This window comes from Mangrovibacter sp. MFB070, assembly GCF_000705335.1.
Classification (GTDB): Bacteria; Pseudomonadota; Gammaproteobacteria; order Enterobacterales; family Enterobacteriaceae; genus Mangrovibacter; species Mangrovibacter plantisponsor.
The window spans coordinates 16,019-27,190 of the sequence record NZ_JJMI01000038.1 but is presented as its reverse complement, the minus strand read 5'-3'; the positions used below and the strand labels follow the sequence as shown (position 1 = coordinate 27,190).

Sequence of the window (11,172 nt, the reverse complement as noted above, 5' to 3'; positions counted from 1 at the left end):
TTTGAACGTACAAAACCGCACGTCAACGTCGGTACTATCGGTCACGTTGACCATGGTAAAACAACCCTGACTGCTGCAATCACTACCGTTCTGGCAAAAACCTACGGTGGTTCCGCTCGCGCATTCGACCAGATCGATAACGCACCGGAAGAAAAAGCACGTGGTATCACCATCAACACTTCTCACGTTGAATACGATACCCCGACCCGCCACTACGCGCACGTAGACTGCCCAGGCCACGCCGACTATGTTAAAAACATGATCACTGGTGCTGCTCAGATGGACGGCGCTATCCTGGTTGTTGCTGCGACTGACGGCCCGATGCCGCAGACTCGTGAGCACATCCTGCTGGGTCGTCAGGTTGGCGTTCCTTTCATCATCGTGTTCCTGAACAAATGTGACATGGTTGATGACGAAGAGCTGCTGGAACTGGTTGAAATGGAAGTTCGTGAGCTGCTGTCTCAGTACGACTTCCCGGGCGACGACTGCCCGATCATCCGTGGTTCTGCTCTGAAAGCGCTGGAAGGCGAAGCAGAGTGGGAAGCGAAAATCATTGAACTGGCAGAAGCACTGGACAGCTACATTCCGGAACCGGAACGTGCTATCGACAAACCGTTCCTGCTGCCAATCGAAGACGTATTCTCCATCTCCGGTCGTGGTACTGTAGTTACCGGTCGTGTAGAACGCGGCATCATCAAAGTTGGTGATGAAGTAGAGATCGTTGGTATCAAAGAAACCACCAAAACTACCTGTACTGGCGTTGAAATGTTCCGCAAACTGCTGGACGAAGGCCGTGCTGGTGAAAACGTTGGGGTTCTGCTGCGTGGTACCAAACGTGATGACGTTGAACGTGGTCAGGTTCTGGCGAAACCGGGTTCAATCAACCCGCACACCAAATTCGAATCTGAAGTATACGTTCTGAGCAAAGATGAAGGCGGCCGTCATACTCCGTTCTTCAAAGGCTACCGTCCTCAGTTCTACTTCCGTACTACTGACGTAACTGGCTCCATCGAACTGCCGGAAGGCGTAGAAATGGTCATGCCGGGCGACAACATTCAGATGGTTGTTACCCTGATTCACCCGATCGCAATGGACGAAGGTCTGCGCTTCGCAATCCGTGAAGGCGGCCGTACCGTTGGCGCGGGCGTTGTTGCTAAAGTTCTGGGCTAATTAGTCTTCGAACTAAAAAAAGGGCGCTTCGGCGTCCTTTTTTATTGAACAAATTCTTATGTCTGCCCTTCTCCTTGTGATACCTGTACTCTGCTGTTATTTCGCAAAGCCGAACCTGAATGCTTTAACTGCGTCATAGTGATCTTTTTACGAATCGCCTATTGTAATCATAACCATTCTCAATTAGAATTTGATCGTTATTTGTACTGGAGTGGTTATGTACATTTGTCTGTGTAACGGCGTTAGTGATAAAGCTATTCGCCAGGCGGTACGCAAGTTTCATCCGCAATCGTTTCAGCAGTTGCGTAAGTTTGTTCCTGTCGGTAACCAGTGTGGTAAGTGCATCAGGGCCGCAAGGGAAATCATGCAGGAAGAACTGATCCAGATACCAGAGTTTAAAGAAACGGCATAATTAGTGCGCTTTTTTTGACTTACTCTGCTACCCATCTACGCTTTTAAGTAGTGGAAGCGGAGAGAGTGACTATGAAAGGTGATGCTAAGATAATAACCCATCTCAATAAACTATTGGGAAATGAGCTTGTTGCAATAAACCAGTACTTTTTACACGCCAGAATGTTCAAAAACTGGGGACTGACCAGGCTCAATGATATTGAGTATCATGAGTCTATTGATGAAATGAAGCATGCAGATAAGTATATCGAGCGTATTTTGTTTCTTGAAGGAATCCCTAATCTGCAGGACCTCGGCAAACTTCACATCGGGGAAGATGTTGAAGAGATGCTTCGTTCGGATCTCAATCTTGAAATGGAAGGGGCGAAGAATCTTCGTGAAGCAATTGCTTATGCAGATTCGGTTCATGACTATGTTACCAGGGATATGCTTATCGAGATTTTGTCGGATGAAGAAAACCATATCGACTGGCTGGAAACTGAGTTGGATTTGATTGGTAAAATTGGTCTGCAAAATTATCTCCAGTCTCAACTTAAAGAACAAGCCTGACACTTCCCCCCAGCGGAGGCGATACCCGAGTCTCCGTTTTATCTACCTTCCTGTTTCGCCTTACTATCAATGAACAACAGTTCGCGCAATATCCATGACTAATTAATAAACAAAGCTTGCCTGAAGCGCAGATTTGCGTATAATGCGCAGGCTCGCTAATAGTAGCGAGTGGCTCGACAGAGCCTGTGCAGCTTTGCTGCCTGAACAATGCTTCCAATTGGGAAGCTATGTAAAGAAGATTACACTCTCCCGTCAATCGTAATGGGCCTGAGTAGTAGTCATTTTCGTCTATAAATAATTGGAGCTCTGGTCTCATGCAGAACCAAAGAATCCGTATCCGCCTGAAAGCGTTTGATCATCGTCTGATCGATCAATCAACCGCGGAAATCGTTGAGACTGCTAAGCGCACTGGTGCGCAAGTTCGTGGTCCAATCCCGCTGCCGACCCGCAAAGAGCGCTTTACCGTTCTGATCTCCCCGCACGTTAACAAAGACGCGCGTGATCAGTACGAAATTCGCACTCACAAGCGTCTGGTTGACATCGTTGAGCCAACCGAGAAAACCGTTGATGCTCTGATGCGTCTGGATCTGGCTGCCGGTGTAGACGTGCAGATCAGCCTGGGTTAATCAGGTCATTGAACGATTGAGAGGTTGAAACAATGATTGGTTTAGTCGGTAAAAAAGTGGGCATGACTCGCATCTTCACTGAAGAAGGCGTTTCTATCCCAGTAACCGTAATCGAAGTTGAAGCTAACCGCGTTACCCAGGTTAAAGATCTGGACAACGATGGTTACCGCGCAATCCAGGTTACCACTGGTGTTAAAAAAGCAAACCGCGTCACCAAACCTGAAGCGGGTCACTTTGCTAAAGCTGGTGTTGAAGCTGGTCGTGGTCTGTGGGAATTCCGTCTGGCTGAAGGCGAAGAATTCGCTGTTGGTCAGAACATCAGTGTTGAAGTTTTCGCTGACGTTAAAAAAGTAGACGTAACTGGTACCTCTAAAGGTAAAGGTTTCGCCGGTACTGTTAAACGTTGGAACTTCCGCACTCAGGATGCTACCCACGGTAACTCCTTGTCTCACCGCGTTCCGGGTTCTATCGGTCAGAACCAGACTCCGGGCAAAGTGTTCAAAGGCAAGAAAATGGCAGGTCAGCTGGGTAATGAACGTGTAACTGTTCAGAGCCTGGACGTAGTACGTGTTGACGCTGAGCGCAACCTGCTGCTGGTTAAAGGTGCGGTTCCCGGTGCAACCGGTAGCGACCTGATCGTTAAACCAGCTGTGAAGGCGTAAGGGGATAGCAATGGAATTAGTACTGAAAGACGCGCAGAGCGCGCTGACTGTTTCCGAAACTACCTTCGGTCGTGATTTTAACGAAGCGCTGGTACACCAGGTTGTTGTTGCTTATGCAGCAGGTGCCCGTCAAGGTACTCGTGCTCAGAAGACTCGTGCTGAAGTAACTGGCTCCGGTAAAAAACCGTGGCGTCAGAAAGGTACTGGCCGTGCACGTTCTGGTTCCATCAAGAGCCCAATTTGGCGCTCCGGTGGTGTGACCTTTGCTGCTCGTCCGCAGGACCACAGTCAAAAAGTTAACAAAAAGATGTACCGCGGCGCGCTGAAAAGCATTCTGTCCGAGCTGGTACGTCAGGATCGTCTGATCGTTGTCGAATCATTCTCTGTAGAAGCGCCTAAAACTAAGCTGCTTGCTCAGAAACTGAAAGATATGGCTCTGGAAGATGTGCTGATCATCACCGGTGAACTGGATGAAAATCTGTTCCTGGCTGCACGCAACCTGCACAAGGTTGACGTACGTGATGCTAATGGCATTGATCCGGTTAGCTTGATCGCCTTCGACAAAGTCGTAATGACTGCTGATGCTGTTAAGCAAGTTGAGGAGATGCTGGCATGATTCGTGAAGAACGTTTGCTGAAAGTGCTGAACGCACCGCACGTTTCTGAAAAAGCGTCTGCTGCGATGGAAAAAAACAACACCATCGTTCTCAAAGTTGCTAAAGACGCGACCAAAGCAGAAATCAAAGCTGCTGTGCAGAAACTGTTTGAAGTCGAAGTTAATGACGTACGTACCCTGGTTGTTAAAGGGAAAGTAAAACGTCATGGACAGCGTATCGGTCGTCGTAGCGACTGGAAAAAAGCTTACGTCACCCTGAAAGAAGGCCAGAACCTGGACTTCATCGGCGGCGCTGAGTAAGTCGGAGGAGTAAAGAACAATGGCAATTGTTAAGTGTAAACCGACATCTCCGGGTCGTCGCCACGTAGTTAAAGTGGTTAACCCAGAGTTGCACAAGGGCAAACCTTTTGCTCCGTTGCTGGAAAAAAACAGCAAATCCGGTGGCCGTAACAACAATGGCCGCATCACTACGCGTCACATTGGTGGTGGTCATAAGCAGGCTTATCGTATTGTTGACTTCAAACGCAACAAAGACGGTATCCCGGCAGTTGTTGAACGTCTTGAGTACGATCCGAACCGTTCTGCGAATATCGCACTGGTTCTGTACAAAGATGGCGAACGCCGTTACATCCTGGCCCCTAAAGGCCTGAAAGCTGGCGACCAGATTCAATCTGGCGTTGATGCTGCAATCAAAGCGGGTAACACCCTGCCGATGCGCAATATCCCGGTTGGTTCTACTGTTCATAACGTAGAAATGAAACCAGGTAAAGGCGGTCAGCTGGCGCGTTCTGCTGGTACTTACGTTCAGATCGTTGCTCGTGATGGTGCTTATGTCACCCTGCGTCTGCGTTCTGGTGAAATGCGTAAAGTTGAAGCAGAGTGCCGCGCTACTCTGGGCGAAGTTGGCAATGCTGAGCATATGCTGCGCGTTCTGGGTAAAGCTGGTGCTGCTCGCTGGCGTGGTGTTCGTCCTACCGTTCGCGGTACCGCGATGAACCCGGTAGATCACCCACATGGTGGTGGTGAAGGTCGTAACTTTGGTAAGCACCCGGTTTCCCCGTGGGGCATTCAGACCAAAGGTAAAAAGACCCGCAGCAACAAGCGTACTGATAAATTCATCGTACGTCGCCGTAGCAAATAATTTTAGAGGATAAGCCATGCCACGTTCTCTCAAGAAAGGTCCTTTTATTGACCTGCACTTGCTGAAGAAGGTAGAGAAAGCGGTGGAAAGCGGTGACAAGAAGCCCCTGCGCACTTGGTCCCGTCGTTCAACGATCTTTCCAAACATGATCGGTTTGACCATCGCTGTCCATAATGGTCGTCAGCACGTTCCAGTTTTTGTTTCCGACGAAATGGTTGGTCACAAACTGGGTGAATTCGCACCGACTCGTACTTATCGCGGCCATGCTGCTGATAAAAAAGCGAAGAAGAAATAAGGTAGGAGGAAGAGATGGAAACTATCGCTAAACATCGCCATGCTCGTTCTTCTGCTCAGAAGGTTCGCCTTGTTGCTGACCTGATTCGCGGTAAGAAAGTGTCGCAGGCTCTGGATATTCTGACCTACACCAATAAGAAAGCGGCTGTACTGGTCAAGAAAGTTCTGGAATCTGCCATTGCTAACGCTGAACACAACGATGGCGCTGATATTGACGATCTGAAAGTTACGAAAATTTTCGTAGATGAAGGCCCGAGCATGAAGCGCATTATGCCGCGTGCAAAAGGTCGTGCAGATCGCATCCTGAAGCGCACCAGCCACATCACTGTGGTTGTGTCCGATCGCTGAGACTCTGGAGACTAGCAATGGGTCAGAAAGTACATCCTAATGGTATTCGCCTGGGTATTGTCAAACCATGGAACTCTACCTGGTTCGCGAACACCAAAGAATTCGCTGACAACCTGGACAGCGACTTTAAAGTACGTCAGTTCCTGACTAAAGAACTGGCTAAGGCGTCTGTATCTCGTATCGTTATCGAACGTCCGGCTAAAAGCATTCGTGTAACCATTCACACTGCTCGCCCGGGTATCGTTATCGGTAAAAAAGGTGAAGACGTTGAGAAACTGCGCAAGGCCGTAGCAGACATTGCTGGCGTTCCTGCTCAGATCAATATCGCAGAAGTTCGTAAGCCTGAACTGGACGCAAAACTGGTTGCTGACAGCATCACTTCTCAGCTGGAACGTCGTGTTATGTTCCGTCGTGCTATGAAGCGTGCTGTACAGAACGCAATGCGTCTGGGCGCTAAAGGTATCAAAGTTGAAGTTAGTGGCCGTCTGGGTGGCGCTGAGATCGCACGTACCGAATGGTACCGTGAAGGTCGTGTACCGCTGCACACTCTGCGTGCTGACATTGACTACAACACCTCTGAAGCGCACACCACTTATGGTGTTATTGGCGTGAAAGTGTGGATCTTCAAAGGTGAGATCCTGGGTGGTATGGCTGCTGTTGAACAACCGGAAAAACCGGCTGCTCAACCTAAAAAGCAGCAGCGTAAAGGCCGTAAATAAGGAGCGTCGCTGATGTTACAACCAAAGCGTACAAAATTCCGTAAAGTGCACAAAGGCCGTAACCGTGGTCTGGCTGCAGGTACGGATGTGAGCTTCGGCACTTACGGTCTGAAAGCTGTTGGCCGTGGTCGTCTGACTGCACGTCAGATCGAAGCAGCACGTCGTGCAATGACCCGTGCAGTTAAGCGTCAGGGTAAGATCTGGATCCGTGTATTCCCGGACAAACCGATCACCGAGAAGCCGCTGGAAGTTCGTATGGGTAAAGGTAAAGGTAACGTGGAGTATTGGGTTGCCTTGATTCAGCCGGGTAAAGTCCTGTATGAAATGGACGGTGTTCCGGAAGAGCTGGCCCGTGAAGCATTCAGCCTGGCAGCAGCGAAACTGCCGATCAAAACCACCTTTGTAACTAAGACGGTGATGTAATGAAAGCAAAAGAGCTGCGTGAAAAGAGTGTTGAAGAGCTGAACACCGAGCTGCTTAACCTGCTGCGTGAGCAGTTTAACCTGCGTATGCAGGCTGCAAGTGGCCAGCTGCAACAGACTCACCTGTTGAAGCAAGTGCGTCATAATGTCGCACGCGTTAAGACTTTACTGACTGAGAAGGCGGGTGCGTAATGACCGATAAAATCCGTACTCTGCAAGGTCGTGTTGTTAGCGATAAAATGGAGAAATCCATTGTTGTTGCTATCGAGCGTTTTGTGAAACACCCGATCTACGGTAAATTCATCAAGCGTACGACTAAATTGCACGTACATGACGAGAACAACGAATGTGGAATCGGTGACGTGGTTGAAATCCGCGAATGCCGTCCGCTGTCCAAGACCAAATCCTGGACTCTGGTTCGCGTCGTAGAGAAAGCGGTTCTGTAATAGAGTTCGCATTCTCAAATCGATAAACGGCTCAGAAATGGGCCGTTTATTTTTTCTACCCATATCCGATAAGCGGTGTTATAATGCCGCGCCCTCGTTTATGGGGCGTTTATGAACGACCTGATATCAGGTCTCAGTAGTTGACATTAGCGGAGCACTGAAATGATCCAAGAACAGACTATGCTGAACGTCGCCGACAACTCTGGCGCGCGTCGCGTAATGTGTATCAAGGTTCTGGGTGGCTCGCACCGTCGCTACGCAGGCGTAGGCGACATCATCAAAATTACCATCAAAGAAGCAATTCCGCGTGGTAAGGTCAAAAAAGGTGATGTGCTGAAGGCGGTAGTGGTGCGCACCAGGAAGGGTGTTCGTCGCCCTGACGGTTCTGTCGTTCGCTTCGATGGCAATGCTTGTGTTCTTCTGAACAACAACAGCGAACAGCCAATCGGTACGCGTATTTTTGGGCCGGTTACTCGTGAACTTCGTTCTGAGAAGTTTATGAAAATCATCTCTCTGGCACCAGAAGTACTCTAAGGAGCAAACATGGCAGCGAAAATCCGTCGTGATGACGAAGTTATCGTGCTGGCCGGCAAAGATAAAGGCAAGCGTGGTAAAGTTAAGAGTGTCCTGTCTTCTGGTAAGGTCATTGTTGAAGGTATCAACCTGGTGAAAAAACATCAGAAGCCGGTTCCGGCTCTGAACCAGGCGGGTGGCATCGTTGAAAAAGAAGCTGCAATTCAGGTTTCTAACGTTGCAATCTTCAATACGGCAACCGGTAAGGCTGACCGTGTAGGCTTTAGATTTGAAGAGGGCAAAAAAGTCCGTTTCTTTAAATCTAATGGCGAAACTATCAAGTAATTTGGAGTAGTACGATGGCGAAACTGCATGATTACTACAAAGACGAAGTAGTTACCAAACTGATGACTCAGTTTAACTACAATTCTGTCATGCAAGTCCCTCGGGTCGAGAAGATCACCCTGAACATGGGTGTTGGTGAAGCGATCGCTGACAAGAAACTGCTGGATAATGCAGCAGCGGATCTGGCAGCAATCTCCGGTCAAAAACCGTTGATCACCAAAGCACGCAAATCAGTTGCAGGCTTCAAAATCCGTCAGGGCTATCCGATCGGCTGTAAAGTAACTCTGCGTGGCGAACGCATGTGGGAGTTCTTTGAGCGCCTGATCACTATTGCTGTACCACGTATTCGTGACTTCCGCGGTCTTTCCGCTAAGTCTTTCGATGGTCGTGGCAACTACAGCATGGGTGTCCGTGAGCAGATCATCTTCCCGGAAATCGACTATGACAAAGTCGATCGCGTTCGTGGTTTGGATATTACCATTACCACTACTGCGAAAACCGATGATGAAGGCCGTGCTCTGCTGGCTGCCTTTGACTTCCCGTTCCGCAAGTAAGGTAGGGTTACTTCATGGCTAAGCAATCAATGAAAGCACGCGAAGTAAAACGCGTAGCTTTGGCTGAAAAATTCTTCGCTAAACGCGCTGAACTGAAAGCGATCATTTCTGATGTGAACGCTTCTGACGAAGATCGTTGGGATGCTGTTCTCAAGCTGCAGAGTCTGCCGCGTGATTCCAGCCCGTCTCGTCAGCGTAACCGCTGCCGTCAAACTGGTCGTCCGCATGGTTTCCTGCGGAAATTCGGGTTGAGCCGTATTAAGGTCCGTGAAGCCGCTATGCGCGGTGAAATCCCGGGTCTGAAAAAGGCTAGCTGGTAATTGTCACCAATTTGAATCACGGGAGTAGAGACAGATGAGCATGCAAGATCCGATCGCGGATATGCTGACCCGTATCCGTAACGGTCAGGCCGCGAACAAAGTTGCGGTCACCATGCCTTCCTCCAAGCTGAAAGTGGCAATTGCCCATGTGCTTAAGGAAGAAGGTTATATCGAAGATTATAAAATTGAAGGCGACATCAAGCCTGAACTGGAAGTTTCTCTGAAATATTTCCAGGGCAAGGCTGTGGTAGAGAGCATTCAGCGAGTCAGCCGTCCAGGTCTGCGCATCTATAAGAAAAAAGATGAGCTGCCGAAAGTTATGGCTGGGCTGGGTATTGCTGTCGTTTCTACCTCTAAAGGTGTTATGACTGATCGTGCAGCGCGCCAGGCTGGTCTTGGTGGCGAAATTATCTGCTACGTAGCCTAATCGGAGGAAAAAATGTCTCGTGTTGCTAAAGCACCGGTCGTTATTCCTGCCGGCGTTGATGTAAAAATCAACGGTCAGGTTATTACGATCAAAGGTAAAAACGGCGAGCTGACTCGTTCTATCAACGATGCTGTTGAAGTTAAACATGCGGACAATGCACTGACTTTCGCCCCGCGCGAAGGTTTTGCAGATGGCTGGGCCCAATCGGGTACAGCTCGTGCGCTGCTGAACTCCATGGTTATCGGTGTTACCGAAGGCTTCACTAAGAAGCTTCAGCTGGTTGGTGTAGGTTACCGTGCAGCGGTTAAAGGGAATGTTCTGAGCCTGTCTTTAGGCTTTTCTCACCCTGTTGACCATGAACTGCCGGCTGGCGTCATTGCAGAATGTCCGTCACAGACTGAAATCGTGCTGAAAGGCGCTGATAAACAAGTGATTGGCCAGGTTGCTGCTGATGTGCGCGCCTACCGTCGTCCTGAGCCTTATAAAGGCAAGGGTGTCCGTTACGCCGACGAAGTCGTGCGTACCAAAGAGGCTAAGAAGAAGTAAGGTAACACTATGGATAAGAAATCTGCTCGTATCCGTCGTGCGACCCGCGCACGTCGCAAGCTCAAAGAGCTTGGTGCGACCCGCCTGGTGGTACATCGTACCCCGCGTCATATTTACGCACAGGTAATCGCGCCGAACGGTTCTGAAGTTCTGGTAGCTGCTTCTACTGTAGAAAAAGCTATTGCTGAGCAACTGAAGTACACCGGTAACAAAGATGCCGCCGCTGCAGTAGGTAAAGCTGTTGCAGAACGCGCTCTGGAAAAAGGAATTAAAGATGTTTCCTTTGACCGTTCCGGGTTCCAATATCATGGTCGTGTCCAGGCACTGGCAGATGCTGCCCGTGAAGCTGGCCTTCAGTTCTAAGGTAGAGGTGTAAGATGGCTCACATCGAAAAACAAGCTGGCGAACTGCAGGAAAAGCTGATCGCGGTAAACCGCGTATCTAAAACTGTAAAAGGTGGCCGTATTTTTAGCTTCACCGCTCTGACTGTAGTGGGTGATGGCAATGGTCGCGTTGGTTTTGGTTACGGTAAAGCGCGTGAAGTTCCAGCAGCGATCCAGAAAGCGATGGAAAAAGCCCGTCGCAACATGATTAACGTCGCGCTGAACAGCGGTACCCTGCAGCACCCAGTTAAAGGTGTGCACACAGGTTCTCGTGTGTTCATGCAGCCGGCTTCAGAAGGTACTGGTATCATCGCAGGTGGTGCTATGCGTGCTGTTCTGGAAGTCGCTGGGGTTCATAACGTTCTGGCGAAAGCATATGGTTCCACCAACCCGATCAACGTGGTTCGTGCTACCATTGATGGCCTGGAAAATATGAAATCTCCAGAAATGGTCGCTGCCAAGCGTGGTAAATCCGTTGAAGAAATTCTGGGGTAATTGACCATGGCAAAGACTATTAAAATCACTCAAACCCGCAGTGCAATCGGTCGTCTGCCGAAACACAAGGCAACGCTGCTTGGCCTGGGTCTGCGTCGTATTGGTCACACTGTTGAGCGTGAAGATACGCCAGCGGTGCGTGGTATGATCAACGCGATTTCCTTCATGGTTAAAGTTGAGGAGTAA

At 49.4% G+C, this 11,172-nt stretch carries 23 protein-coding genes; all 23 read left to right on the top strand.

Annotation, left to right across the window (positions count from 1 at the left end):
- On the top strand, nucleotides 1–1,170 hold a 1,170-nt coding region (tuf, locus tag DT73_RS18275; RefSeq protein ID WP_036112892.1), incomplete at its 5' end, for an elongation factor Tu.
- A gap of 217 nt (nucleotides 1,171–1,387) precedes the next feature.
- Complete coding sequence (gene bfd / locus DT73_RS18270; RefSeq protein WP_036112888.1) at nucleotides 1,388–1,582, top strand: bacterioferritin-associated ferredoxin; 195 nt, start codon at nucleotides 1,388–1,390, stop codon at nucleotides 1,580–1,582.
- A gap of 71 nt (nucleotides 1,583–1,653) precedes the next feature.
- A complete protein-coding gene (bfr, locus tag DT73_RS18265) occupies nucleotides 1,654–2,130 on the top strand; it encodes a bacterioferritin (protein ID WP_036112885.1) in 477 nt (158 codons plus the stop codon).
- A 314-nt stretch (nucleotides 2,131–2,444) separates the two neighbouring features.
- On the top strand, nucleotides 2,445–2,756 hold the full coding sequence (rpsJ, locus tag DT73_RS18260; RefSeq protein WP_001181005.1) for a 30S ribosomal protein S10: 312 nt from the start codon (nucleotides 2,445–2,447) through the stop codon (nucleotides 2,754–2,756).
- 32 nt (nucleotides 2,757–2,788) lie between these two features.
- On the top strand, nucleotides 2,789–3,418 hold the full coding sequence (gene rplC, locus DT73_RS18255) for a 50S ribosomal protein L3 (protein ID WP_051691463.1): 630 nt from the start codon (nucleotides 2,789–2,791) through the stop codon (nucleotides 3,416–3,418).
- 10 nt (nucleotides 3,419–3,428) lie between these two features.
- Nucleotides 3,429–4,034 (top strand): 50S ribosomal protein L4, encoded by a 606-nt coding sequence (gene rplD / locus DT73_RS18250; RefSeq protein ID WP_036112876.1) that lies wholly within the window; start codon nucleotides 3,429–3,431, stop codon nucleotides 4,032–4,034.
- Nucleotides 4,031–4,333: a 50S ribosomal protein L23 gene (gene rplW, locus DT73_RS18245; RefSeq protein WP_036112874.1), complete on the top strand. Its 303-nt coding sequence runs from the start codon at nucleotides 4,031–4,033 to the stop codon at nucleotides 4,331–4,333. Before rplD ends, rplW begins: the two co-directional genes overlap by 4 nt.
- Nucleotides 4,334–4,352: 19 nt before the next feature.
- Nucleotides 4,353–5,174: a 50S ribosomal protein L2 gene (gene rplB / locus DT73_RS18240; RefSeq protein ID WP_036112870.1), complete on the top strand. Its 822-nt coding sequence runs from the start codon at nucleotides 4,353–4,355 to the stop codon at nucleotides 5,172–5,174.
- A 16-nt stretch (nucleotides 5,175–5,190) separates the two neighbouring features.
- Nucleotides 5,191–5,469, top strand: a complete 279-nt coding sequence (rpsS, locus tag DT73_RS18235) for a 30S ribosomal protein S19 (protein WP_001138115.1) — start codon at nucleotides 5,191–5,193, stop codon at nucleotides 5,467–5,469.
- Nucleotides 5,470–5,483: 14 nt separating this feature from the next.
- Entirely contained in the window at nucleotides 5,484–5,816 is a 333-nt protein-coding gene (gene rplV / locus DT73_RS18230) for a 50S ribosomal protein L22 (RefSeq protein ID WP_000447529.1), read from the top strand.
- A 17-nt stretch (nucleotides 5,817–5,833) separates the two neighbouring features.
- Nucleotides 5,834–6,535 carry a 30S ribosomal protein S3 gene (gene rpsC / locus DT73_RS25935; RefSeq protein ID WP_036112857.1) on the top strand — a complete coding sequence of 234 codons (702 nt, stop codon included), beginning with the start codon at nucleotides 5,834–5,836 and terminating at the stop codon, nucleotides 6,533–6,535.
- A 12-nt stretch (nucleotides 6,536–6,547) separates the two neighbouring features.
- On the top strand, nucleotides 6,548–6,958 hold the full coding sequence (gene rplP, locus DT73_RS25930; RefSeq protein ID WP_036112855.1) for a 50S ribosomal protein L16: 411 nt from the start codon (nucleotides 6,548–6,550) through the stop codon (nucleotides 6,956–6,958).
- Nucleotides 6,958–7,149 carry a 50S ribosomal protein L29 gene (gene rpmC / locus DT73_RS18215; protein WP_036112852.1) on the top strand — a complete coding sequence of 64 codons (192 nt, stop codon included), beginning with the start codon at nucleotides 6,958–6,960 and terminating at the stop codon, nucleotides 7,147–7,149. Before rplP ends, rpmC begins: the two co-directional genes overlap by 1 nt.
- Nucleotides 7,149–7,403, top strand: coding sequence for a 30S ribosomal protein S17 (rpsQ, locus tag DT73_RS18210; protein WP_000130100.1), 255 nt, complete (start codon nucleotides 7,149–7,151; stop codon nucleotides 7,401–7,403). The genes rpmC and rpsQ overlap by 1 nt, the downstream gene beginning before the upstream one ends.
- Before the next feature lie 162 nt (nucleotides 7,404–7,565).
- Nucleotides 7,566–7,937: a 50S ribosomal protein L14 gene (rplN, locus tag DT73_RS18205; protein WP_035344535.1), complete on the top strand. Its 372-nt coding sequence runs from the start codon at nucleotides 7,566–7,568 to the stop codon at nucleotides 7,935–7,937.
- A gap of 9 nt (nucleotides 7,938–7,946) precedes the next feature.
- The gene (gene rplX, locus DT73_RS18200) at nucleotides 7,947–8,261 is read left to right on the top strand and encodes a 50S ribosomal protein L24 (protein ID WP_036112842.1); all 315 of its coding nucleotides are present in this window, start codon (nucleotides 7,947–7,949) and stop codon (nucleotides 8,259–8,261) included.
- A gap of 14 nt (nucleotides 8,262–8,275) precedes the next feature.
- Nucleotides 8,276–8,815 (top strand): 50S ribosomal protein L5, encoded by a 540-nt coding sequence (gene rplE / locus DT73_RS18195; protein ID WP_036112840.1) that lies wholly within the window; start codon nucleotides 8,276–8,278, stop codon nucleotides 8,813–8,815.
- A 14-nt stretch (nucleotides 8,816–8,829) separates the two neighbouring features.
- Entirely contained in the window at nucleotides 8,830–9,135 is a 306-nt protein-coding gene (gene rpsN, locus DT73_RS18190) for a 30S ribosomal protein S14 (RefSeq protein ID WP_036112836.1), read from the top strand.
- A gap of 34 nt (nucleotides 9,136–9,169) precedes the next feature.
- Entirely contained in the window at nucleotides 9,170–9,562 is a 393-nt protein-coding gene (gene rpsH / locus DT73_RS18185; RefSeq protein ID WP_036112832.1) for a 30S ribosomal protein S8, read from the top strand.
- A 12-nt stretch (nucleotides 9,563–9,574) separates the two neighbouring features.
- Nucleotides 9,575–10,108 (top strand): 50S ribosomal protein L6, encoded by a 534-nt coding sequence (rplF, locus tag DT73_RS25925; RefSeq protein WP_036112828.1) that lies wholly within the window; start codon nucleotides 9,575–9,577, stop codon nucleotides 10,106–10,108.
- A 9-nt stretch (nucleotides 10,109–10,117) separates the two neighbouring features.
- A complete protein-coding gene (gene rplR / locus DT73_RS25920; RefSeq protein ID WP_000358956.1) occupies nucleotides 10,118–10,471 on the top strand; it encodes a 50S ribosomal protein L18 in 354 nt (117 codons plus the stop codon).
- Nucleotides 10,472–10,485: 14 nt separating this feature from the next.
- Nucleotides 10,486–10,986 (top strand): 30S ribosomal protein S5, encoded by a 501-nt coding sequence (gene rpsE / locus DT73_RS18170; RefSeq protein WP_017374144.1) that lies wholly within the window; start codon nucleotides 10,486–10,488, stop codon nucleotides 10,984–10,986.
- A gap of 6 nt (nucleotides 10,987–10,992) precedes the next feature.
- On the top strand, nucleotides 10,993–11,172 hold the full coding sequence (rpmD, locus tag DT73_RS25915) for a 50S ribosomal protein L30 (protein ID WP_036112814.1): 180 nt from the start codon (nucleotides 10,993–10,995) through the stop codon (nucleotides 11,170–11,172).

Bases quoted from the DNA above. Each gene is read 5' to 3' on its own strand.
- rpsQ (WP_000130100.1), top strand. From the start codon at position 7,149: ATGACCGATAAAATCCGTACTCTGCAAGGTCGTGTTGTTAGCGATAAA.
- rplP (WP_036112855.1), top strand. From the start codon at position 6,548: ATGTTACAACCAAAGCGTACAAAATTCCGTAAAGTGCACAAAGGCCGT.
- rpsJ (WP_001181005.1), top strand. From the start codon at position 2,445: ATGCAGAACCAAAGAATCCGTATCCGCCTGAAAGCGTTTGATCATCGT.
- rplF (WP_036112828.1), top strand. From the start codon at position 9,575: ATGTCTCGTGTTGCTAAAGCACCGGTCGTTATTCCTGCCGGCGTTGAT.
- rplD (WP_036112876.1), top strand. From the start codon at position 3,429: ATGGAATTAGTACTGAAAGACGCGCAGAGCGCGCTGACTGTTTCCGAA.
- rpsE (WP_017374144.1), top strand. From the start codon at position 10,486: ATGGCTCACATCGAAAAACAAGCTGGCGAACTGCAGGAAAAGCTGATC.
- rplE (WP_036112840.1), top strand. From the start codon at position 8,276: ATGGCGAAACTGCATGATTACTACAAAGACGAAGTAGTTACCAAACTG.
- bfd (WP_036112888.1), top strand. From the start codon at position 1,388: ATGTACATTTGTCTGTGTAACGGCGTTAGTGATAAAGCTATTCGCCAG.
- rpsS (WP_001138115.1), top strand. From the start codon at position 5,191: ATGCCACGTTCTCTCAAGAAAGGTCCTTTTATTGACCTGCACTTGCTG.
- rplR (WP_000358956.1), top strand. From the start codon at position 10,118: ATGGATAAGAAATCTGCTCGTATCCGTCGTGCGACCCGCGCACGTCGC.
- rplW (WP_036112874.1), top strand. From the start codon at position 4,031: ATGATTCGTGAAGAACGTTTGCTGAAAGTGCTGAACGCACCGCACGTT.
- rpmC (WP_036112852.1), top strand. From the start codon at position 6,958: ATGAAAGCAAAAGAGCTGCGTGAAAAGAGTGTTGAAGAGCTGAACACC.
- rplX (WP_036112842.1), top strand. From the start codon at position 7,947: ATGGCAGCGAAAATCCGTCGTGATGACGAAGTTATCGTGCTGGCCGGC.
- rpsH (WP_036112832.1), top strand. From the start codon at position 9,170: ATGAGCATGCAAGATCCGATCGCGGATATGCTGACCCGTATCCGTAAC.
- rplC (WP_051691463.1), top strand. From the start codon at position 2,789: ATGATTGGTTTAGTCGGTAAAAAAGTGGGCATGACTCGCATCTTCACT.
- rpsN (WP_036112836.1), top strand. From the start codon at position 8,830: ATGGCTAAGCAATCAATGAAAGCACGCGAAGTAAAACGCGTAGCTTTG.
- rpsC (WP_036112857.1), top strand. From the start codon at position 5,834: ATGGGTCAGAAAGTACATCCTAATGGTATTCGCCTGGGTATTGTCAAA.
- bfr (WP_036112885.1), top strand. From the start codon at position 1,654: ATGAAAGGTGATGCTAAGATAATAACCCATCTCAATAAACTATTGGGA.
- rplV (WP_000447529.1), top strand. From the start codon at position 5,484: ATGGAAACTATCGCTAAACATCGCCATGCTCGTTCTTCTGCTCAGAAG.
- rplN (WP_035344535.1), top strand. From the start codon at position 7,566: ATGATCCAAGAACAGACTATGCTGAACGTCGCCGACAACTCTGGCGCG.
- rplB (WP_036112870.1), top strand. From the start codon at position 4,353: ATGGCAATTGTTAAGTGTAAACCGACATCTCCGGGTCGTCGCCACGTA.
- rpmD (WP_036112814.1), top strand. From the start codon at position 10,993: ATGGCAAAGACTATTAAAATCACTCAAACCCGCAGTGCAATCGGTCGT.